We start from the raw sequence: 23,797 nt of genomic DNA on the forward strand, positions 1-23,797 counted from the left end.
AAACTTCAAAATATTATATCTAATTCAATATCGTTAACCTTCACAAAGACCTATAAAATAAAGATGCCTAACTAGATTTTAAACTCTTAAAATAATCTTAAATTATCAAAAAAGTCCAAAACTTAATCAGGCATCATTTTATGCTTGATATTTTTTTAATTCTAAAATAAAATCTTATTCAACCAGAACCTGATGGCTTTCAGAAACACCGTTGATATTTACTATTAGAACATAAACTCCTTTTTGAAGCTGACTTACATTTATAGTTGCTGTATTATTAACAACGGCAACATTGCTTTTTTCCTGCCCATTTAAATCATATAATATTGCATTAATTTGAGCACTAAAATCTGGCGCTCTATCTTCATTAATTAAAGATATATTGATTATGCTACTTGCAGGATTTGGATATATTTTATAAAAAGAGCTATCTCCAACTTTACTTGATGCCTGAGTAGACACACTTGATTTTGTATTACATCCGGAATACATTTTGCGATAAGCCACAAGACCACATGACGTATTTGCTTCGACTTTAAGGATTCCTCCGCCACAACCAAATGGCACTACAAATGTACCTGGCGAATTACTTGTATATATTAAAGTTGTCTCGCCTCTATAAACATTATAAGGCGGTGCTCCACCTTGTACAAAAACATCAACTTGTCCATAAGGCCCTACTCCATCATGCAAAGTAGCTACAAAATTACTTCCGATAGTAATAGTTTTATTAATAGTTCTATAACCACAAGATGCACTACCGTAATATAAACTAAGTGTAATTTGTCCCGTACCTGTTTGTGATGTTTTTGTTAATGTTACCGAGCTTGTTCCATTTCCTGAAAGAGTAACTAAACTACTACTTTGAGTAACAGACCAATTATAAGTAGTTCCGCCTGTTGGAGCCGAATATGAAGCACTAGAACAAATAGAAGCTGCTCCGGATATTTGAGAAGTTGTCCCCGTACACTGTGCTGCCAAAACTGCCGCGTAAGCATCTACTAAACCATAACCTGTTTGCGTATTCCATGTTCCGTTTGTTTTATCAGTAACAAGTCCATAAGAATAGCTTCCTACTTTTTGAGAAGTTTGTTCTATAATATCACGAACCTGTTGACCTGTAAGAGATGGATTTGCAGAAAGTATTAATGCACTGATACCTGCAACGTGTGGACTTGCCATAGATGTACCATTAGCATCCAAAAGTGTATTTCCAGGAGCTGTTGATTTAATTCCCACTCCCGGAGCGACAACATCCAATTTTATTCCATATCCGGAATCAAATGCACGAGTACCACCAGAATCTATCGATCCTACTGTTAAAATATTATCATTAAAATAAGCTGGATAATCCATAACTGCGCCTTGATCACCATAATTGCCCGAAGCAAAAACAACTACACAACCTTTACCACCTCGGCCCAAAGTCATTGCTTTGATAATTGCATCTTCGAGTATTGCAGTATGAATACTACTATAATAAGCTCCTCCATGATCTCCCCAGGAATTATTAATTACATCGGCATTATTTTGATATGCCCAACTAATTCCGCTCGCCACCTCTGCAGACATTGTTGGTGTTACTAATAAAGGATGACTAACAGCCATAATTTTAGAAAGTGGAGCAACACCCACAACCTGCAAATTATTATCTTTTATTGCCCCAATAGTACCAGCCACATGTGTTCCGTGCCAATTACCATTTGTAAAAACACTAGGAGAAGTCCCTGACAGAGCATCGTAACTTAAACTGGAAAAATTTGCCGCTAAATCATTATGAGCCATATCAATTCCCTGATCAACAACAGCAATTTTAATTCCGCTTCCTTGCGAAATAGTCCAGGCTTGGCAAGCATTAATATCTATATTAGTATTTGCAGCATTATACAATCCCCATAAGCTTCCAAAATTAGTATCATTTGTACAGCTACTTTTAAAATCGAACATAAAAGCCGGATCGACATCTTCAAAAAATCCGGTTTCAAAAAAATAATTCGCAAGATCTACTGAACTCTCTGCGTTATTTTTTTTCGCAGAAAGGATATACCATTGAGGCATATTAGGAACTTGTTTTACAATTTCAACCTCTTTTTTAGAAGCAACTTTTTGCAGTCGTGCCAAATCATTCTCTTTCTTAAGTTTTACATAAAAAAACGCCGAAGTACCAATAGGTTTAGCATTTTCTCTTTTATAATATAAAGAGACATTTTTTACGGCTGGATTTTCTTTTAAGGATTTAATTTTCTTCTGAAATTCTTCATCGGTTGGAACATTTTTAAATTCTAATCTGGCTGACTTTTGTCCTTTAGCATTTTTATCTGTTGCCAAATCAAAGTCTTTCACGTCTAATGCCGTAATACTTGATTTTTGAACATTTTCTTCCGTACTAATATTTACGGTAGATTTATCTACTGTCAAATAAACTTTTTCTCCCTTATAGTAATAATAAGGATTATTTTGTCCGTACATCCCGGAAATACTAAACAAAACAATAAAAATGGTTAAGAGTAATTCTTTTTTCATATATATTTTTTTAGTAAACTCCACGATAGTCCATTTTCATAAAAATATTATTTCAAGAAATAAACTATCAATATCGTTAGTTAATATGTTAAAAATATTGTTAAAATTCTTATATAAGAAATTTTTTATATAAACTACACAAAACGTTAAACAAACGACATAAAACAATCAATAATATGTTTTACGAAAACGTTACATCAAATAAAAAACACACTAATTCCATTTTTTTTCAAAATAATATTCAAAAGAATTGCGATTAAGCAACTAATTGTTTAAAGTTGCACAATATTTATGGACACAAACCAGAAAAATCAATAATTAAAACGATAAGTTGAGCGAAATTCGAAAATTGAAATTTGACATTAAACTTCAAAATCACATTTGGTTTTGGAGTACTTACTTCACTCTTAACTTCTTAAGATGGGGAGCCTACTTCAATGATTACCCTTATTCGTTCAAATCAAACTTAATTGAGTTCTCGTTACACATTCCTTTAGTCTATTTTAATCTATTTGTTTTAGTACCCAGATACGTATTAAAACAGAAATATATTACATATACATTTTCATTACTAGCGAGTCTTTTTGCCATCTATTTATTAAAAACAGCTCTTACCTATTATATTATATCCGAAAATATCTGGCCGGAAGCCAATCGTGAATACCATCCTTTTGAGATTAATCATATTGTAGCAGTTTGTATTGGCGAATTATATGTTCTGGCAATGGCTTCATCTGTTTACCTGACTTTGACCTGGTTGCGAGAAAGAGAAAGAAACAGATCGTTGAGAGAGAATCAATTTAAAATCAAGTTAAAATATCTTGAGAATCAAATTCAGCCACATTTTTTCTTCAATACATTAAATAATTTATATGCATTGTCATTAGAATCTTCAAATAAAGTTCCTGATGTGATTATAAAACTATCAAATTTGATGGAATATGTGTTATATGATGTAAAAGGAACCAAATTTGTTCCCTTAATAAAAGAGATCGATTATATTCAGAATTATATCGAAATTGAGAAGTTACGCTTTGAAAATGTAGAAGTTACGATAAACCTGGAATCTGATATAGAGGATATTGTTGTGCCTCCGTTGATTTTTATCTCTTTGGTCGAAAACGCCTTTAAACACGGGAGTTTAAACAATCCTAACTTAAAAATAAAGATCAATTGTAAAGTTACTAACAATAAAATGTTAGATTTTGAAATCTTAAATAATTTTGTAATTTCACAAAATCTTAATCAAAAAGGTGGAATTGGATTAGTCAATACCAAAAAACGATTAAAATTGATTTACAAGAATGATTTCAGTCTTAAGTACGCCACTAAATTTAATTACTATATAATCCGTTTGCAAATACCAATTAATGATGAAGATTAAATGCGTGTTGATCGATGATGAGCCACTGGCTATCAAAGTCCTCCAGAATTACTTTACCAATTTTACAGATTTTGAAGTAATTGGTACATTTAATAATTCTCTGGAAGCGCTGGATTTTATAAACAGCACTTCTGTAGATGCTGTTTTTCTGGACATTAATATGCCTATGATGACAGGATTTGAATTGATTAGCTTAATCGAAAACAAAACCAAAGTTATCATTACAACGGCATTTAGAGAATTTGCTGCCGAAAGTTACGATCTTGATGTTCTTGATTATTTAGTAAAACCAATTCCGTTACCAAGATTCATAAAATGTATCAATAAAATCACAACCGAGTTCAATGTCAAAAACAATATTAAGGTAGAAACTACCAAAGGAGATTCTCATATTTTTATCAAAGTCGATAAAAAAATGATGAAAATTAATATTGAAGAAATTTTATTTGTCGAAGGAATGAAGGAATACATAAAAGTCGTGACGCCCGATAAAACCTACATTACACACAAATCTTTAACCTCATTATCTGAAGAATTACCTGCAGATCGCTTCTTAAGAATTCATAAATCTTATGTAATTGCCTTAAATAAAGTAAAATCTATAGAAGGAAATCGAATCCAAATTCAGTCTTATACCATTCCTATTGGCAGAAACTATAGTAAAGAGGTAAAAAACAAAATTCTCGAGTAAATATTTAACATTTATAACTCTATAAAAACTAACACTTTGTTGAATAAATACTGTTGTTGGTTTAAATTTAACATTATTTTTTATTAATTATTTTTTTTTGATATACTTAACAAATATATTTACGGTCTTCAAAAAACATATTAAATAAAAATTAACCTCTTAAATTATGAGTTCAGAAAATGTTCAAACCAAATGGGGACAGTTTATCTCTTTGATAATTGTTTTCTTCTTTTGGGGTTTTGTTGGTTCAGCCAATGATATCCTAATCCCAGTATTCAAAAAAGTATTTACCTTATCTCAAGTACAATCACAATTAGTAGCTTGGGCTTTTTATGTCTCTTACTTCGTAGGATCAATAATTTTCTTTTTAGTTTCCCTAAAAATGGATATTTTACAAAGATTCGGATATAAAAAAACACTTTCTGCTGGATTAGTTCTGTCAGCTTTTGGATCATTTTTATTTATTCCTGCAGCAACAATGGAAAGTTTTCCATTTTTCTTAACCGCTTTATTTACTGTAGGTTTAGGTTTTTCAATTCAACAAATCGTAGCAAATCCTTTAGCTATTAAAATGGGAAGTCCACAAACCGGAGCTCACCGTTTAACATTGGCAGGAGGAATCAACTCTTTCGGAACAACAATTGGAGCAATCTTATTAGGAATCGCTTTGTTTGGAATGGGAGACGACAAAAAAACTTCACTTTCATTAGAAGATATTAAATTACCATTCATCATTCTTGGTCTTGCATTTATTGCTGTAGCCATTTTCATGAACTTCTCAAAAATCGAAGATCCTGCAAAAGAAGAGGAAGAAGTAGTAAAAGTAGCTCACGAAAAATTCAACATACTAGATTACCCACAACTATATTTAGGGATGTTAGGAATCTTTATTTACGTTGGAACTGAGGTAACTATCATCAGTAATTTACCGGCTTTACTTCATACATCAGAATTCGGAAATGTATTAGAAGATGCTATCGCTCCGTTTATTTCTCTTTACTGGGGAAGTTTAATGATTGGTCGTTGGAATGGTGGTGTAAACGTTTTCAATACATCTAACTTAGTAAATACAGCACTTAAATTCATTGTTCCTGCTATTGCATTTGGAGTAATTATTGGAGCTAACATTTTTGCTGCACACGACGTTTCTTCATTCTATATCTACCCAATCTGGATCTTGTTATTTATCGCTGTAAGTTTTGTAGGTGGTAAAAACGCTGGAAAAACATTAATGCTTTTCGGAATTTCAGGAGTAATCATGATGATTGCCGGATTAGTTTATCCAGATCCTCAAATTGCTAAATTTTTCTTTATCTCTGGAGGTTTGTTCCTTTCTATCATGTGGCCGTCTATCTTCGATTTAGCGATTGCAGGTTTAGGAAAAAATACAGGAAAAGCATCATCTTTCTTAATTATGATGATTCTTGGAGGAGGAGTTATTCCTTTAGTACAAGGAAGTATCTGTGATATCGATCTTACAAGCCCAGGCGGAATCTTCGGAATCACATGGACACATTTCTCTTATATCGTACCACTTATTGGTTTTGCATACTTAGGATTCTACGGTTTTTATTGCCCTAAAATCTTAAAAAGCCAAGGAATTGATCATAACATTCAAAGCGAAGGTGGAGGTCACTAAACCTTTATAAAAATTTCAAATTTTAAAATCCAAATTTCAATTATCAATAATTGGAATTTGGATTTTTTTTTATTGCTATAATTAATTAGTCTACTCAATTTTGTCATTTCGACGAAGGAGAAATCTCCGCGAGAAGCTCGACAAAGATTGGATTCTCGTTGCGGAGTTACTTGTGGAGATTTCTCCTTCGTCGAAATGACAATGATTGTGGTTATTTTGGGTAAAACTAAAATCCCTTACACCTCTGAACCTTTGCAACTATGTTCCTTTGAACCTCTCCTAAACTATTTAGCCGTAATAATCGCATTCAGATTCTTTTTAAAAAGAGCCTTATTTTCTGCAGATAAAGCATAAACAACATCTTTATCAGCATGAACTATAACTTTATCAATATTAGCCTCTAATAATGCTTTAGGATCTTTAATTTTCAAAGTACAAGCGCCGTCAAAAAAACCATCATCCTCAATAATTTTTTTAGCCTCAATAACAGTTCCATCAGTCAATACTGCCGAAATCGTCATCGAATTATTTAAAGTCTTCGAATAAAAACCATCCATAACAAGCAATAATCGGTACGAGTTTTTCAATTCAGGACCTTTAAACTCGTGACGTGTAATATTATAACGCAAACCTTTGGCGAGAGTCTGAAATTTAACCGAACAATCGAGTTCATACGTCGCCACATCTCCGGCATCATTTACACTTGTCAAAACTTTTGCCTGTGCATTTACATTTAAACCCGCAGCTAAAAACACCAACATTACAATTACTTTTTTCATATGTAGTTCTTTTTGAGACATATAAAAATAAAAAAAAATCGCCAGCTTCTTCAGAAACTGGCGATTTTAATTATATGTAACTTATTTAATTACTTATTTCCTTTTTCAAAATCAGCAACAAACTGAGCAAGTCCAATATCAGTTAATGGGTGTTTCAACAATCCGTAAATTGCAGAAAGAGGTCCAGTCATAACATCAGCACCAATTTTAGCACAGTTTACAATATGCATTGTATGACGCACAGAAGCAGCTAAAATTTGAGTTTCGTAACCGTAGTTATCAAAAATTAATCTAATTTCTTCAATCAAGTTTAAACCATCAGTAGAAACATCATCCAAACGACCAATAAATGGCGAAACATAAGTTGCTCCGGCTTTTGCAGCTAATAAAGCTTGTCCAGCAGAAAATACAAGTGTTACGTTAGTTTTAATTCCTTTATCCGAAAAATATTTTGCAGCCATTACACCTTCTTTAGTCATAGGCAATTTTACAACGATTTGATCGTGTAATTCAGCTAATTCTTCACCTTCTTTGATCATTCCATCATAATCCAGCGCATTAACTTCAGCACTTACATCTCCATCAACAAGATTACAGATATCAACATAATGCTTTAAGATGTTGTTTTTTCCAGTGATTCCTTCTTTTGCCATCAAAGACGGGTTAGTTGTTACACCATCCAAAACACCTAAAGCTTGTGCTTCTTTAATTTGAGCTAAATTAGCCGTGTCAATAAAAAATTTCATAATTATATCTATTTAATTGTGTTCTTATTTTGGGCGTGTCCCTCCGGGTCAGGCTTTCGGCTTTATCTTTTATTCCGTTTCACTTCATAAAAGGATACCGCCTCAATCCTTCACGCAAATCCGGTGCAAAATTACAACTTATAATGATTCATCAGCATTTTTTCGTACACTTTATCCGGAAGAGCACGTTTTAAAACGATTGAGAATTTCTGCATAAAAGCACCAACTTTATAATGAACATTCGGTTTTTTCTCCTGCATAATTTTATAAACAAACTCAGCCATTTCGTTTGGATTACTTCCTGCATCAACATGCTCATTCATTGCAGCAAGCGTGTCTTGGTAAACCTTTTCGTAAGCCGAACCTGTAATAACAGGCGCATGATAACGCCCTGATGCAATATTGGTTGCGAAATCGCCAGGAGCAACATTTGTAATTTCAATTCCAAAAGACTTAACTTCCATACGCAAAGCTTCCGTAATTAATTCTAAAGCCCCTTTTGAAGCCGAATAAACACTACGATATGGCAATCCCATATAAGCTGCAATTGACGTAATATTAATAATCAAACCCGATTTTTGCTCTCTCATTTGAGGCAAAACAGCTTTCATTACCTCAATTGGACCAAAAAGATTAGTTTCAAAATTGTTTTTAATTTCCTCCATCGGAATTTCTTCTAACGGACCAGTAATCCCAACACCGGCATTATTAATCACAACATCCAATCTTCCTGAAGTTGCAATAACTTTAGCCACAGCAGTCTTTATAGATTCAACATTTCGAACATCCAGAGCCACAAGTGGAAAAATAGAATTCAATACTTTTTCAGGATTTCTGCTGGTTCCATAAACTACGAAACCTTTTTTATGTAAAAATTCTCCAATTGATTTTCCAATCCCTGAGGATCCTCCGGTAATTAAAACGACTTTGCTCATTTGTAGGTTAGATGTTAAATGTTATAAGTTAATGGAATCACTACTAATTATACCGGATAATAATTTTAACGCAAAGAACGCTAAGCTTTTTATCTTAAAGTATCTTTAGAAAACACAAAGTTCGCAAAGCTAAATCAACACAAAGCTTTGCGAACTTTACGTTTTTTTTTATAAAAACTTAAGAGTAAAAAGCTTAGCGTTCTTTGCGGTAATTTTTTTCTCTTCACGTATTTTAGAGCTGACAGCACTTTCCTCAGGTCCAAAAATAAAAAAATCCTCCCGAAGGAAGACTACTTTTGAATTAATTCTAAAAAAAAATCTGAACATAACATTCAGATTAAAAAAAAATGGCAAGCGACCTACATCGCACCGCTCAACCACGTACCCTTGCTATGTTCCCATCCTGGGGGAGTCTGCAGGAGCTGGTCGTGTAGGACTTGCCGGTGCAAATATACAATCTTTTTATATTTTTGCAAGACCTTTGTTGCTATAAAAATATCGTCGTATATTGGCTTATTCAAATTTTTAACTATGAAAAAATATAACTTCCTAACTGTCATTTTATTAGGAATCACATTAATTGGATGTGGAGATACAAAAAAAAGTGAAAATTCTTTGTTTAACATCGATGATTCTGCTTTTCCTGCTCATTTTTTACCACAAGAATCGATTTCGATCGGAATTTTGAACCCAAATTCTAAAGAAATTGACAGCGTTGCCTACTTTGTAAACGACAAAAAAGTGGGAAGTTCTAAAGGTTCCGAAAAATTCAAATTTGAATTGAAAGATCAAAAATTAGGATATCAATACTTAAAAGCTACTGTTTATTTTGGTTCTGATTCTTCAGACGCTACTAAACGTGTTGAAGTGGTTTCAAACGTAGAACCTAAATTATTAAAGTATAAAATTGTTAATACTTATCCGCACGATACAAAAGCTTTTACTGAAGGTTTAGAATTTCATGATGGTGTTTTATTCGAAAGTACAGGTCAAAAAGGAGATTCTTATTTTAGATCTGTTGATTATAAAACCGGAAAAGTTATCAAACAAGTTGATCTTCCTAAAGAATATTTTGGAGAAGGAATTACTTTTATCAACGGAAAATTATTTCAATTAAGCTGGCAGGAAAACACTGGTTTTATCTATGATGCTAAAACATTAAAACTAGAGAAAACTTTTAAATATGACAAACCAATTGAAGGTTGGGGAATGACAAATGACGGAAAATATATTTATCGTTCTGACGGAACTGAAAAAATCTGGAAAATGGATCCTGAAACGCAAAAATTGATAGATTATATTAATGTTTATTCAGGAACTTCAAAAATTAAAGTTCTTAATGAATTGGAATATATTAACGGTAAATTGTATGCAAATGTTTGGCAAAAAGATGCAATTGCGGTTGTTAATCCAACAAGTGGTGCAGTTGAAGGAATCTTAAACATGTCAGACTTACGTAAGTTTATCAAATATCCGCAAGCAGAGGTTTTAAACGGAATTGCATATAATCCACAAACCAAAACTATTTTTATTACTGGTAAATATTGGGAGAAAATGTTTGAAATAACAGTTTCAGAATAAAAAATAAAAAAAATAAAAACACGAATTTCACAGATTTCACGGATTAGTTCGTGATAATTTGTGAAATTTGTGTTTTATAACATTCCTAAAATATAAAATCATAATATGATCACTTTAATAACAAACATAAAAGAATTGCTACAGGTTCGTGAAACTTCAATTTCTAAAGTTTCAGGTGCCGAAATGGCTATTCTTCCAACCATAAAAAATGCCTTTTTAATTTTAAAAGATAATCTGATTCACGATTTTGGATCTATGGAGAATCTGCCAGAAATTAAAGTGGACAAAATTATCGATGCAACCGGTCAAATCGTTCTGCCTTCATGGTGCGACAGTCACACGCATATTGTTTATGCCGGTAATCGTGAGCAAGAATTTGTGGATAGAATTAACGGATTTTCATATGAAGAAATCGCCAATCGTGGCGGCGGAATTTTAAACTCCGCTAAAAAGCTTAACGAAACTTCAGAAGAAGAAATTTATGAGCAATCAAAACTTCGTTTAGAAGAAGTGATGCATTTAGGAACCGGAGCTGTCGAAATTAAATCGGGATACGGATTAACAATCGAAGGCGAAATAAAAATGCTTCGTGTTATTAAAAAACTGGCTGAAAATTATCCAATTACAATAAAAGCTACTTTTCTTGGCGCACATGCTTTTCCGTTGCATTACAAAGAAAACAAAGCAGGTTATATTGAGGAGATTATCACAAAGATGTTACCCGAAATCGCTGAAAATAAATTAGCCGAATATATTGATGTGTTTTGCGAAACAGGTTATTTTTCTGTTGAAGAAACAGAACAAATTATGCAAGCCGGAATCAAATTTGGTCTAAAACCAAAAATCCACGTAAATCAATTCAATTCTATTGGAGGAATACAATCCGGAGTTAAATTTAAAGCCCTTTCTGTCGATCATCTTGAAATTATGAATCCTGAAGATATTGAAGCTTTAAAAGATTCAGAAACGATGCCTGTAGCTTTACCATCGTGCTCTTACTTTTTAAGTATTCCATACACGCCAGCACGCAAAATGATCAAAGCCGGACTTCCTTTAGCATTAGCTACAGATTTTAACCCTGGTTCTACTCCATCCGGAAATATGAACTTTGTAGTTGCAACGGCTTGTATTAAGATGAAAATGACGCCCGAAGAAGCGATAAATGCCGCAACTATTAATGGCGCTTATGCAATGGGAATTTCTGAAACTCACGGAAGTATTACAAAAGGCAAAAAAGCCAATTTAATCCTTACAAAACCTATTTCATCTTATTACCAGATTCCATACGCATTTGGAAGTAATTTAATCGAAAGTGTTTTTGTAGAAGGAAAAATTATTTAATGTAAAAAGCATAAATTATTAACACATTGGGTATAATTAATTTTAACACATAGAAACATAGTCCCGAAGCGAAATGTCATTAAGTTAAAGGAAATATTTTTAATACTGTGTTGAATAAATCTCACGCAAAGGCGCAAAATCGCAAAGGGTTTGTCATTTCGACGCAGGAGAAATCTTCGTAAGTAACTCCGCAACGCGAATCCAATCTTTGTCGAGCTTCTCACGAAGATTTCTCCTGCGTCGAAATGACAATATTGTGCTTAAACTTTGCGCCTTAGCGCCTTTGCGAGATTAATTTTATTTTTTTTGAATTACACCCAACGGGCTAATCTATTAATTTTCTCCAATCGTTAAAATAAGCATAAAAATCTTACATAAATTAGTTTCTTCTGAAATAAGGGACTATGTTTACAAATCAGATTTTTAGATATGAAAAATTTAGTTCTAACAGTAAACACAGATAAATTTGGTTTGAAACAAAACGTTTCAAATACCAATGTATACGTGTATAACTGTAAGAAAATCTTAACATTGTCTTCTTTATTAAAATTAAAAATCTTCCCGAATTATTAAGCATCGCGAGTATGCTTAATAAAATCCTATAAAACTTTTTTACCATGCAATTTCAATTCAGATTGAACATTGTGACTCGCTATAAAGTTTTTATTTATTACAAAATAAATTATAGGATCAGGATTAAACTTTTTTTTAATAATTAAAACAAAAATATCATGGCTAAGAAAGCTTCAACAACAGATTTAAAAGCAAAAAAACAAGAGAAAATTCAAAAAAAACTAGAAGCACAACAAACTAAAAAAAGAAAATAGATACCCAATTAATGTGATTTTTAATTGAATAAAAAAAGGTCTGTGAAAAACTTCACAGACCTTTAATATTTTAGTGGTATTCTACTTTTAGACAGTTTCTTATCTCAAGTTAAAACTTGTTTTAGAAACTAATTCGTCGTTATCATAAACATTGATAAAGTAAGTTCCTTTAGCAAAATCTTTACCTGGTAAGTCTTCACTAACATTTACAGTTTTGTTTTCGTACTTAACAGTAGTTTTAAAACTATAAGTTAAAGAATTATCACCAAAGTTTTCTGTTTTCTTTTCGCCCAAAACATTGTTTTTAGCATCGATAACTTGTACATAATACGTTTTATCTCCAGATTTAGCGATTTGATTTTCAGCAATAGTAAAACTAATTTTTAAGATATCAGCACGACTAGCTTTATCTGTTTCGATTTGTTTTCCTGAGCTTCTCAATTTGTATGCAGCAGTTTTTGTGTTTAAAACTGATAATTTAGCGCCTTTTTCAACTGTCTTAGCCAACTCTTCGTTTTGACCAACTAATACTTCATTATATTTTTTAGATTCACCTAAAACTGTAATCGTACTATCTCTTTGAACTGTCAAAACACCATTTTGTTTTTTCAATTCATCGTTTTCAGCAACAAGAGTTTTCATTTTTCCTTGCATAGCCTGAACTTGTGATCTGTATTTAGACACATCACCTTTCGATTTATTCAAATCATCCATCAAAGCTACTACTTTATCTCTTTCCTGAATTAACTCGTCAGACATAGAAGTATTTTCAGCAATTGCAGCATCATAAGTTGCTTTTAATTCCTGCAAATCTTTCATAACAGATTCTTTCTCTGTCATGGTTGTTGTAAGTTCAGTCTTAACTACATCTGTATCAGAAGACAGTTTAAAAATATACACTAAGCTACCAATTAGTAGGACTGCTAAAACTGCGATTATCGCCTTTAGACTTGAGTTGTTGTTCTTTGGGTTTTCCATATTTAATAATTTTCTTTAAAACAAATTTAAGAATTAATATATCTTAATAACGTAAGTTGATACAATTATATTATTTTTGGAAAATATTTTTTTTTAATGGAGAAACTAATTCCTTTTACTGTAAATGATTTAGCAAAAGTCACAAATCACAGAAGTGGCGAAATAAAATTTGGAGAGAAAATGATTGTTATTCCCAAAGGAGTAGACAAACTCAGTTTCTTGAAGGAAAGTGAAGCTAAATATGTGCTTTTGGGAATACCCGAAGACATTGGCGTACGCGCAAACTTCGGCAGACCCGGAGCGGCTTCTGCATGGGAAAGTGCCATTAAAAGCATTGCTAATATTCAGCACAATCGTTTTTCAAAAGGCAGTCAGATTATTGTTTTAGGACAAATTAATGTTCTGGAAGAAATGCGTGATGTCGAAAATCTTGATTTCAATGATATCGACGACCGATCTAAATTAAGTCAGTTAGTAGAAAAAATAGACAAAGAAGTTTCCCATATTATTTTTACCATTGTAAAAGCTGGAAAAACTCCAATTATCATCGGCGGAGGCCATAATAACGCCTACGGAAATATTAAAGGTTCGGCTTTAGCCAAAGGAAAACCAATAAATGCGATTAATTTTGATGCTCATTCTGATTTTAGAATTTTAGAAGGACGTCATAGCGGAAATGGTTTTTCATACGCTTACGAGGAAGGTTTCTTAAAAAAATACTTCATCTTCGGTTTACACGAAAATTATACTTCAAAAAGTGTTTTAGATATCATCAAAAAACTGGAAGATCGTGTTCGCTACAATACTTATGACAGTGTAAATATTCGTAAAGAAAAAGATTTTGACAGAGAAATGGCTTTGGCTTTGGAATTTATCAGAACAGATTCTTTTGGAATTGAAATTGATTTGGACGCAATTCCAAATATTGCAAGTAGTGCCATGACAATTAGCGGATTTTCTGTAGAAGAATTAAGACAGTTTATTTCCTTTTTCGGATCACATAGAAATGCTACTTATTTGCATATTTGCGAAGGCGCACCAGATTTAGCCGATTCTCCAAATAACAATTTAATTGGCAAATTGATTGGGTATTTAGTAACGGATTTCATTAAAGCCAATAATGAAAAAGAATAAAAAGGGAGAATATTATCCCCTAAAAATCAGATCATTTACCAAATAAACTAAGTTTCAAATCAAGGTTTGATTGAATAAACCTATCTTTGCACAGAATTTTAGTACTTAAAACTAAATTCTTAATACCTAAGATATGTTATTCGAAGATTTATCACTTTCAAAAAGTATACAAAAAGCCGTATTTGAAGAAGGCTACCTAAATCCTACTCCTATCCAGGAACAATCTATTCCGATTGTTTTAGCAGGAAGAGATTTAATTGGTTGCGCACAAACAGGTACAGGAAAAACGGCCGCTTTTGCCATTCCAATCATACATCAATTACATAGAATTGTTGGCTCTTCTAAAAAAGCCAAAGTAATTCGTGCTCTTATAGTAACTCCCACACGTGAATTAGCGGTGCAAATTGGTCAAAGTTTTGACACTTATGCAAAATATACCAATTTAACACAACTGACCATTTTTGGTGGAGTTTCGCAAAATCCACAAGTAGATACCTTAAAACAAGGTGTTGACATTCTGGTTGCAACTCCGGGAAGATTACTTGATTTACAGAAACAAGGTTTTCTTGATCTGGATCATTTACATACTTTGGTTCTGGACGAAGCAGATCAAATGCTGGATATGGGTTTTATAAACGATGTAAAAAAGATCGTAAAACTAACTCCCAAAAACCGTCAAACGCTATTGTTTTCGGCTACAATGCCAATTGCAATACGTGAATTGGCGGAAATGTTCCTGAAAGATCCTGCTAAAGTCGAAGTTTCTCCTGTTTCATCTACTGCCGAAAATGTTGAACAACGTGTTTACTTTGTTGAAAAAACGGAGAAAAGAAATTTATTATATCATTTAATAAAAAACGAAGATTTATCGAATGTTTTGGTTTTTTCAAGAACTAAACATGGTGCAGATAATGTTGTAAAAGCACTTCGTAAAAAAGATATTCCGGCCGAAGCAATTCACGGAGATAAATCTCAAAATGCAAGACAACGTGTTTTAGATGCGTTCAAAAACAAAGAAGTTGGCGTTCTTGTAGCAACTGATATCGCAGCAAGAGGAATCGACATTGACCAATTGCCATTTGTAATTAACTTTGATTTACCTAATATTCCTGAAACTTATGTTCATAGAATTGGACGTACAGGACGTGCCGGAAACGGAGGAATTGCAATCTCTTTTTGTAGTAAAGACGAACAGCCTTACTGGAAAGACATTCAAAAATTGATAAAAGTTGATGTAAAAACAATTACAGATCATCCTTATCCATGGCATTCCGGAAGCCCTGAAGCATCGGCTGAAAAACCTAAAAATTCAAACCGAAGCGGTGGTGCTCATAAATCAAGAAAATCAAACGCTTCTAAACAAAATAAAAAACGCTGGTATTAAACTGAGCGTTTGAATATAAATCAATACAAAACACGAATTTCACTAATTTGCACAAATTTTAATAGGTCAGCCTAGTTTGTGCAAATTAGTGAAATTCGTGTTTTATACTTCTTCTCATCTTAACAACCGTTTTTTGCTTCGTTTATTAAGTAATTTATAATTTTAAACAACTTAACCGGTTCAAACGGTTTTATAATAATATCGTTTATTCCTGACGAAATCGCTTCTTCTGCAATTTCATCTTTATCAAAAGCAGTAAGCGCTACAACTGGCGTTTTTATACCCAGCAAACGAATTCTTTTAGTTGTTTCGAATCCATTCATTAAAGGCATATTTATATCCATTAAAATCAGATCAAATGTTTCATTTTCTAAGATTTTAAGCGCCGAAAAACCATCGTCTACCACTTTACAGATATAATTATTCTTCTCAATGATTTTCTTAGTAACCAACTGATTAATGAGATTATCTTCGACAATTAATATCTTATAAATTTCGTTTGAAGTTAAATCAACTTCAATTTCTTCAATAATAGTTTTTGTTTTTTGAGGATCATATTCAAAGGGAATAGTAAATGAAAATGAAGTTCCTTCGCCAATATCACTTTCCAGTGTTATTGTACTACCAAAAAGCCCTAACAATCGTTTTACAATACTTAATCCTAATCCGGTTCCTTGATAATCTTCATCTTTTCTTCCGACCTGAACAAACTTTTCAAAAATTTTCCCTTGATCAATCGCCGCAATTCCAACGCCATTATCCCTAATTAGAAAATCCAGAAAATACATTTTACCTTCTATTCCATCAAGCTTTACAATGATTTCAACTTCTCCGTCTTTAGTAAATTTCAATCCATTACTTACTAAATTCATGATAATCTGAGCCAATCGCAACTTGTCTCCAATCAAATATTCAGGAATATTGGGATCGATTGAAACATTAATTTTGTTATTATTTTTTTGAGATAAAAAGGAAAGTGAGTTTTTTATCATTGTAATTTCGTCCGAAATATTAAATGTCAAACTCTCCAGAACAACTTTATTCTCTTCTATTTTATTGATTTGAAGAATATCATTTACTAAAGACAATAAATATCTGGCCGAAAATTTCAAAGCACTTAAATGCTGGCTTTGTGATAATTCTTTATGTTCTTCCAGAAGCATATTAGTTATTCCCACTACTCCATACAACGGAGTACGCAATTCGTGGCTTATAGTCGAAATAAATTGCGTTTTAAGCATCGAAGCTTCTTCCGCAATTTCTTTTGCCTTTAGAAGCTCTAAATTATGCCTTTTCTTAAATCTGATGTTTTTTATTAAAGTAACAATTAATAAAAGTAGAATAAAAGAGATAACGATAAACAGAATAACAATAATTCTGGATTTTTTTAAACTTTGATATTGTGTTATTTTTTCGTTTTCGATTTTATCAATTTGCCTTTTGTACTCGTCCAATTCAAGATTAAAACCTGCTATAGAAGCTTTCTTAACCTTCTCATCATTATAGATTTGTTCCGTTATTTTATTATAGGCGGATAAATTGGCATAGGCTTCCTTAAATTCTTCATTTTTAGTCAAAAATTTTGAATACTCTAAATGCGCATATGACAAATCTAATTTTTCTACATGTTCATTCCCCAACTTTATAGCTTTTTCAAAATAAACACGAGCTTTAGAACCCTCATCTTTGTAGCTGCAATACATACCGTTTAACATATTAGTAATTATAACGGTATCATCATCTCCAACTTCCTTCTGATGTTTATTTACAAAACTTAAGTAGGGATATCCTTTTTCGAAATTACCAATATCAAAATAAGCCCAGGCGATATTAACATTCGTAAAATATATCTGGCTCAGATCTTTAGTTTTACTACTTAATTCTATCGATTTTTTATAAAAAATGATTCCTTGTTTGTATTGTTTCTTTTCAAAGCAATATATATTACCCAGATTGTTATATAGCATATTCTTAAAGCCATCATTCTTTGCTTTGTCAGCATAAAAAAGGCTTTTTTTATAAAAAAAAATTGCTTTATCGTATTCTACTAAATCATTATAATTGGCGCCGATTATATTGTAAGAACGGGCAATAAAATAATCATTTTTGGTAATTGTTGATTGATTAAGCGCAACTCTGGAAATAATTAATGATTTTTCATAATTTGACTCTCTATAGTTCGAAAGTGCTTCTAATATAAGTTTATCGATTTTTTCTGTTGACAAATTATTCTGTGCCCATAAATTAAATGAAAATAAATTCATTAATATGAAACACGATAAAAAGATTCGAAATCGAAACATAATTTGGGGAATATTTATTCAAATATACATTATTAAGACAAAAAAAAACAGCTTGATTTTTACAAACTTCTTTTTTGTTTAATCATTTACTCAGAATGTTTTACAAAAAAAGAACTTGTACTTTCCTCTTAAAAATGAAACTCCGCCAAAAGGCCAAAAGACATGGGATAAATCAAGATTTAAAGCGAAATTCCTCGTAAAACATAAAAATAGCAAAAAGGCAAATAAACCTTGAAAACGCATAAATTTTAACACTATAAATAAAAATTAATTTTATCTTTAACAAAATTTACAAACACAAGCCCCAAGTGTTTTATAAGATTGGAGCATTAAAACCAAAAATTATGTTAGAAAACTTTTTAAAATTTACTGAAGTAGAAAAATTAACTAAGGCACAACAAAAAACAATTCAGGGTGGTGATATCCCAGAAGACGAAGGAAGAAAAGGAAAAGTAGCAGCATAATTACTGCATAAGTTTGTAGTTTGAAATATTCTCTAAACTGCAAACTATTATTAAAAACAAAACCGTAACAAACTAAAGTCTGTTACGGTTTTTTTATTATTTATAAGGGAAGTAAATTAATTCTCTTCCTCTAATTCTAAGTTTCCTTCTTTACCATCTTCCCATTGTCCAACAACAGATGTTGCCAAAGCATTTCCTAAAACGTTTGTAGCGCTTCTAAACATATCACAGAAGTGATCAATTGGTAAGATTAACGCAATTCCTTCTACAGGAATTTTAAACATTCCGCAAGTCGCCGCAACGATTACTAAACTCGCTCTTGGTACACCTGCAATACCTTTACTGGTTAACATTAAAACCAAAAGCATAGCCATTTGCGTTCCTAAATCTAAATGAACGCCATAAAACTGAGCGATAAAAATACTGGCAAAAGTCATGTACATCATACTTCCGTCAAGGTTAAACGAATATCCAAGCGGCAACATGAATGCTACAATTTTGTTTTTAACACCAAAATCTTCTAATTCTTCTGTTAATTTAGGGAAAACAGCTTCACTACTTGTTGTTCCAAAAGCAATTGCCAATGGTCCAACGATTCGTCTTAATAATTCTGTCATTCTTCCTTTCAAGAAAATATAACCTACAGCAATCAAGACAACCCATAATGTACTGATTCCGACTAAAAATGATCCGAAGAATTTAAAGTATGTAATTAATAATTCTTCTGCATCTCTAATCGCAAATACTCCTGCAATGGCACCAAAAACTCCAATTGGAGCAAAGTTCATTACATAATTTACCATTTTTAAAACGATATGCGATGCTTTATCAAAAGCATTTATAATTGGTTTTACAGTGTTTCCTAATGAAGCCGCTGCTAATCCAAAAAAGATAGAAAAGATTACGATTTGCAAAATTTCATTGGTTGCCATTGCCTCAAAAATACTTTTAGGAACAATATGCTCTACGAAATTCTCAACAGACAATACTTTTGTTTTAGCCGTAACTTCTGTAGCTGCCGCCATATCAACGTGATCCAATTTCAAACCTACTCCGGGCTCTAAAAGATTCACATAAAACAATCCAATTAATAAGGATATAAAAGAAGCTGTAAAAAACCAACCAAGTGCTTTTCCACCAATTCTTCCAACGGTTTTGATATCACCCAATTTCGCAATTCCTACTACTAATGTGGTAAAAACTAAAGGAGCAATAATCATTTGCACCAATCGGATAAAAATGGTCGCAAGCATTTTTATTTTATTACTAAATGATACTGCTGCTTCTTGCGAAATTGAATTATGAATAATAATTCCTAAAGCCGCTCCAAGTATCATTGCAATTATAATTTGCCCTGTTAATCCTGAAAAAAATGATTTCTTTTTGGTTTCTGTAACTTGCATTAATTTATTTATTTAGAATTAAAACATTAAGACCCTCACTGTCTTAATTTTTATTAATATGTTTTGTTGATTAAATAAAAATCAGCCAAAACAATCGCAGCCATTGCTTCTACAATTGGCACTGCACGAGGTACAACACACGGATCATGACGGCCTTTACCAGTCATTGGTGTAATATTTCCTTTATTATCTAATGAATCCTGAGTTTGCATGATAGTCGCAACAGGTTTGAAAGCTACTCTAAAATAGATATCCATTCCGTTGCTTATTCCACCTTGAATTCCTCCTGAAAGATTTGTTTTTGTAGTTCCGTCAGAATTGTATAAATCGTTGTGTTCGCTTCCTTTCATTTCAGAACCAGAAAATCCGCTTCCGTATTCAAAACCTTTTACAGCATTAATCGAAAGCATTGCTTTTCCTAATTCAGCATGTAATTTATCAAAAACAGGCTCGCCTAAACCAACCGGAACATTTTGAATTACGCAAGAAACAATTCCGCCAACAGTATCACCTTGTTTACGGATATCACGAATATATTCTTCCATAATCGCAGCCGATTTTTCATCAGGACAACGAACAGGATTACTTTCTATTTTAGAAAAATCTAAGTCTTGGTATGGAGTATCCAAATGAATTGGACCAACTGAAGAAACGTAAGCATTAATCTTAATCTCCGGCAACATTTGTTTTGCAATTGCACCAGCTACTACTCTACTTGCTGTTTCTCTTGCAGAACTTCTTCCGCCACCGCGATAATCACGAAAACCATATTTTTGGTCGTATACATAATCAGCGTGACTTGGTCTGTAATTATCTTTTATATGGGAGTAATCATCTGATTTTTGATTGGTATTCGGAATAATAAAACCAATTGGAGTCCCAGTAGTTTTACCTTCAAAAATACCTGATAAAAACTGAACTGCATCCGGTTCTTTACGTTGTGTTACAATTGCTGATTGTCCTGGTTTTCTTCTGGACATTTCAACTTCAATTGCTTCCAGATCAAGTTCGATTCCTGATGGACATCCATCAATAATTCCTCCTAAAGCTTCACCATGAGATTCACCAAATGTAGTAACTTTATATAGGGTGCCGTAGCTATTTCCTGCCATTGTATTTAGTTTTGAGCAAATGTAAGTTTTATGAATTAAATTAAAAAATTTAAACTTAGTATTATTATATAAAGGCGAACGAGATTAAAAATCACAATTTATTAAAATTGTAGCCAAATTGGTAACCTTTTCATAAAATAAATCCGACTAGAGTTTCTTTTATTTGCTAAACTTCAAAAAACGAAAAATTGAAAAAACGAAATGTTGAATTGGTCATCCTGTCAGATGTCCATTTGGGAACTTACGGAAGTCACGCTAAAGAACTAAATAACTATCTATCAAGCATTAAACCAAAAACATTAGTCTTAAACGGCGACATAATTGATGCTTGGCAATTTAGAAAATCATATTTCCCAAAAGCACATTTAAGAGTCATTCAACGCATAATTGGGATGGCATCTAAGGGAACAAAAGTGTATTATATTACTGGAAACCACGACGAAATTCTTCGAAAATTCAGTGATATGAATATGGGAAATTTTGCTTTGGTCGATAAATTAGTTTTAGAACTTGACGATAAAAAAGCGTGGATTTTTCACGGAGACGTTTTTGACGCTTCAGTTCAGCACTCTAAATGGATTGCAAAACTTGGCGGTTTAGGTTACGATTATTTGATTCTTACCAATCGTTTTGCAAATTGGTGTTTGGCAAAACTTGGAAGAGAACCTTACTCGTTTTCTAAAAAAATTAAAGCCAGTGTAAAGAAAGCTGTAAAATTCATATCAGATTTCGAAACTACTGCAACAGATCTTGCTATCGAAAAAAACTATGATTATGTAATTTGCGGACACATTCACGAACCAAAAATCATTACCAAAGAAAACAAACACGGTTCTACTTTATATCTAAATTCAGGTGATTGGGTTGAAAATCTAACGGCTTTAGAATACCACAAAAAGAGATGGAAATTGTATTCTTATGCTGAAAGTAATTTCACAGAAGAAGAGAATCTTTTTGAGATGGAAGACATTTTGAGCTCTCAGTTAATTTCGTCTATTATTCTAAACAAATAGCCTTTTTAGATGCGAATCACTTTATTTAAAAGAGTTAACAACACTTTCAATTTAATTTGATTGTGATTGAAAATGTGAATTATGTAACAATTTCCAATAATTTTATACGTTTGAAAATGGTATGACACATTAAATTTGAAAAATAATTAATAACCATTTTCATGAAAAAAATAATTTTATCGGCCATTATGCTATTAGGATTAGCATTTACGGCTCAATCACAAGAAATTTCGAAACACGCTTTAGGAATCCGTTTAGGAGACAATAACGGTTTTGGCGGTGAAGTATCCTATCAATTAGGTTTAAGTCAAAAAAACAGACTTGAATTTGATTTAGGCTGGAGAAACAGTAGCGACGTAGATGCTATCAAAGGAGTTGCACTTTATCAATGGGTTTGGAATATTGATGGTGGCTTTAACTGGTATGCTGGTGTTGGTGGTGGATTAGCAGCTTGGGATCACGATTACTACAACAATAATTACAAATATAACGACAGCGGAACATATGTATTCGCAGCTGGAGACATCGGTATAGAATACAGATTTAGCGAAGCGCCAATCACACTTTCATTAGATGCAAGACCTGAAATTGGTTCTGGATATTATGATGATGACAATTTTGGATTTGACGTTGGTTTAGGAGTTAAATTTAGATTCTAAAATTTAGAATAAAAGTAAAAAATAATTGTAAAAGAAAACCTGTCGTTTTACTGCGACAGGTTTTTTTTGCTTTTGTCAGACTGAGCGAAGTCGAAGTCCTCATATGCAGCTGATTTAACCGCAAAGCGCGCTAAGATTTTATCGTGTAAGGCTTTGCAAAAACACAAAGTTCGCAAAGCTTTGTGTTGATTTAGCTTTGCGAACTTTGTGTTTATTAGCGTGATCCAGAACAAAAAAACTTTGCGCGCTTTGCGGTTAAATCCACTGTTCAATCAGACAAAAACTTCTACTGAAGTCAAGGAACACAAACCCTCAAAGGTTTTAGTAAAAACACAAAGTTCGCAAAGCTTTGTATTGATTTAGCTTTGCGAACTTTGTGTTTATTAAGCGCGATCCAGAACAAAAAACTTCGCGCACTTTGGGGTTAAATTCAATATCCAGTCAGACATTTCACATTTAACATTTCACACCTAAATTACTTTATAATAATATCTTTTTTGGAATGAATTTTCACAACCGTATAAGGATATGTAATCACTTGCATCACCATTGCGTCTGCAGCAGGATTATTTTCTTTTACTGTAATGATAATATTCTTATCAGTTTCTTCAACTTTTTCGACACCAATAGAATATCCACCAGTATTTTTTTCTCCCATATTCAGGATTACATAATTTGAATTACTAATATCAGTCTGTTTCATTTTATCAGCCAAAAGCGGATCGTTTTCTAACATTTTGATTTCGTTAGGTTCTGTCAAAATTTCAAAAAATTTGATATTTCCCCCGCCATCAGATTGTTCCGTTAGAACTTCGTATAAAACTTTTGAATCTGTTGTCTTTTTTACTCCACAAGAAATCATAGCAAAAACTGCCAAAACCGAAATTACTTTTTTCATTTA

General features: G+C 32.4%; 18 protein-coding genes and 1 other RNA gene. 9 read left to right on the forward strand and 10 right to left on the reverse strand.

From position 1 onward, the window contains the following. Positions 1 to 174: 174 nt before the first annotated feature. Positions 175 to 2,523: a S8 family serine peptidase gene (locus tag CLU81_RS03945; protein WP_099708637.1), complete on the reverse strand. Its 2,349-nt coding sequence runs from the start codon at positions 2,521 to 2,523 to the stop codon at positions 175 to 177. Between the two features lie 331 nt (positions 2,524 to 2,854). On the opposite strand from CLU81_RS03945, the gene CLU81_RS03950 reads away from it, so the two are divergent. The 3 genes from CLU81_RS03950 (at position 2,855) to CLU81_RS03960 (ending at position 6,237) form a co-directional block, all read left to right on the forward strand. Further along, positions 2,855 to 3,907: a sensor histidine kinase gene (locus tag CLU81_RS03950; protein ID WP_099708638.1), complete on the forward strand. Its 1,053-nt coding sequence runs from the start codon at positions 2,855 to 2,857 to the stop codon at positions 3,905 to 3,907. Beyond that, a complete protein-coding gene (locus CLU81_RS03955) occupies positions 3,897 to 4,598 on the forward strand; it encodes a LytTR family DNA-binding domain-containing protein (RefSeq protein WP_099712660.1) in 702 nt (233 codons plus the stop codon). Before CLU81_RS03950 ends, CLU81_RS03955 begins: the two co-directional genes overlap by 11 nt. A 166-nt stretch (positions 4,599 to 4,764) precedes the next feature. Further along, positions 4,765 to 6,237 carry an MFS transporter gene (locus tag CLU81_RS03960; RefSeq protein WP_099708639.1) on the forward strand — a complete coding sequence of 491 codons (1,473 nt, stop codon included), beginning with the start codon at positions 4,765 to 4,767 and terminating at the stop codon, positions 6,235 to 6,237. A 284-nt stretch (positions 6,238 to 6,521) separates the two neighbouring features. Here CLU81_RS03960 and CLU81_RS03965 read toward each other — a convergent pair whose 3' ends face one another. The 4 genes from CLU81_RS03965 to ffs form a co-directional block, all read right to left on the reverse strand. Beyond that, positions 6,522 to 7,016 carry a hypothetical protein gene (locus CLU81_RS03965; protein WP_099708640.1) on the reverse strand — a complete coding sequence of 165 codons (495 nt, stop codon included), beginning with the start codon at positions 7,014 to 7,016 and terminating at the stop codon, positions 6,522 to 6,524. A gap of 89 nt (positions 7,017 to 7,105) precedes the next feature. After that, the gene (gene fsa, locus CLU81_RS03970) at positions 7,106 to 7,762 is read right to left on the reverse strand and encodes a fructose-6-phosphate aldolase (protein ID WP_099708641.1); all 657 of its coding nucleotides are present in this window, start codon (positions 7,760 to 7,762) and stop codon (positions 7,106 to 7,108) included. A 131-nt stretch (positions 7,763 to 7,893) separates the two neighbouring features. Beyond that, positions 7,894 to 8,697, reverse strand: a complete 804-nt coding sequence (locus CLU81_RS03975) for an SDR family oxidoreductase (protein ID WP_099708642.1) — start codon at positions 8,695 to 8,697, stop codon at positions 7,894 to 7,896. 345 nt (positions 8,698 to 9,042) lie between these two features. Continuing rightward, an RNA gene (gene ffs / locus CLU81_RS03980) (signal recognition particle sRNA small type) lies at positions 9,043 to 9,140 on the reverse strand. 88 nt (positions 9,141 to 9,228) lie between these two features. Here ffs and CLU81_RS03985 point away from each other — a divergent pair. Further along, positions 9,229 to 10,278, forward strand: a complete 1,050-nt coding sequence (locus CLU81_RS03985; protein ID WP_099708643.1) for a glutaminyl-peptide cyclotransferase — start codon at positions 9,229 to 9,231, stop codon at positions 10,276 to 10,278. A 105-nt stretch (positions 10,279 to 10,383) separates the two neighbouring features. After that, positions 10,384 to 11,619 (forward strand): imidazolonepropionase, encoded by a 1,236-nt coding sequence (hutI, locus tag CLU81_RS03990; RefSeq protein WP_099708644.1) that lies wholly within the window; start codon positions 10,384 to 10,386, stop codon positions 11,617 to 11,619. A gap of 926 nt (positions 11,620 to 12,545) precedes the next feature. Here the strand turns inward: hutI and CLU81_RS03995 are convergent. After that, positions 12,546 to 13,424, reverse strand: coding sequence for a hypothetical protein (locus CLU81_RS03995; protein WP_099708645.1), 879 nt, complete (start codon positions 13,422 to 13,424; stop codon positions 12,546 to 12,548). Positions 13,425 to 13,520: 96 nt separating this feature from the next. Here CLU81_RS03995 and CLU81_RS04000 point away from each other — a divergent pair, with 96 nt between their 5' ends. Together CLU81_RS04000 and CLU81_RS04005 are read left to right on the forward strand one after the other, a co-directional pair. After that, on the forward strand, positions 13,521 to 14,558 hold the full coding sequence (locus CLU81_RS04000; RefSeq protein ID WP_099708646.1) for a formimidoylglutamase: 1,038 nt from the start codon (positions 13,521 to 13,523) through the stop codon (positions 14,556 to 14,558). 133 nt (positions 14,559 to 14,691) lie between these two features. Then, positions 14,692 to 15,942 (forward strand): DEAD/DEAH box helicase, encoded by a 1,251-nt coding sequence (locus CLU81_RS04005; protein ID WP_099708647.1) that lies wholly within the window; start codon positions 14,692 to 14,694, stop codon positions 15,940 to 15,942. A 119-nt stretch (positions 15,943 to 16,061) separates the two neighbouring features. Here CLU81_RS04005 and CLU81_RS04010 read toward each other — a convergent pair whose 3' ends face one another. The 3 genes from CLU81_RS04010 to aroC all read right to left on the reverse strand — a co-directional run bounded on the left by CLU81_RS04010 (position 16,062) and on the right by aroC (position 21,224). Further along, positions 16,062 to 18,206 (reverse strand): response regulator, encoded by a 2,145-nt coding sequence (locus tag CLU81_RS04010; protein ID WP_233209649.1) that lies wholly within the window; start codon positions 18,204 to 18,206, stop codon positions 16,062 to 16,064. A gap of 619 nt (positions 18,207 to 18,825) precedes the next feature. Further along, positions 18,826 to 20,112, reverse strand: a complete 1,287-nt coding sequence (locus CLU81_RS04015) for a dicarboxylate/amino acid:cation symporter (protein ID WP_099708649.1) — start codon at positions 20,110 to 20,112, stop codon at positions 18,826 to 18,828. Between the two features lie 53 nt (positions 20,113 to 20,165). Further along, complete coding sequence (gene aroC, locus CLU81_RS04020) at positions 20,166 to 21,224, reverse strand: chorismate synthase (protein WP_074658441.1); 1,059 nt, start codon at positions 21,222 to 21,224, stop codon at positions 20,166 to 20,168. Positions 21,225 to 21,412: 188 nt separating this feature from the next. On the opposite strand from aroC, the gene CLU81_RS04025 reads away from it, so the two are divergent. Together CLU81_RS04025 and CLU81_RS04030 are read left to right on the forward strand one after the other, a co-directional pair. Further along, the gene (locus tag CLU81_RS04025) at positions 21,413 to 22,237 is read left to right on the forward strand and encodes a UDP-2,3-diacylglucosamine diphosphatase (RefSeq protein ID WP_099708650.1); all 825 of its coding nucleotides are present in this window, start codon (positions 21,413 to 21,415) and stop codon (positions 22,235 to 22,237) included. Between the two features lie 161 nt (positions 22,238 to 22,398). Next, positions 22,399 to 22,896: a hypothetical protein gene (locus CLU81_RS04030; protein WP_099708651.1), complete on the forward strand. Its 498-nt coding sequence runs from the start codon at positions 22,399 to 22,401 to the stop codon at positions 22,894 to 22,896. A 475-nt stretch (positions 22,897 to 23,371) separates the two neighbouring features. Here CLU81_RS04030 and CLU81_RS04035 read toward each other — a convergent pair whose 3' ends face one another. Beyond that, positions 23,372 to 23,794, reverse strand: coding sequence for a protease complex subunit PrcB family protein (locus CLU81_RS04035; protein WP_099708652.1), 423 nt, complete (start codon positions 23,792 to 23,794; stop codon positions 23,372 to 23,374). Positions 23,795 to 23,797: the final 3 nt, after the last annotated feature.

The organism is Flavobacterium sp. 9 (assembly GCF_002754195.1).
Classification (GTDB): Bacteria; Bacteroidota; Bacteroidia; order Flavobacteriales; family Flavobacteriaceae; genus Flavobacterium.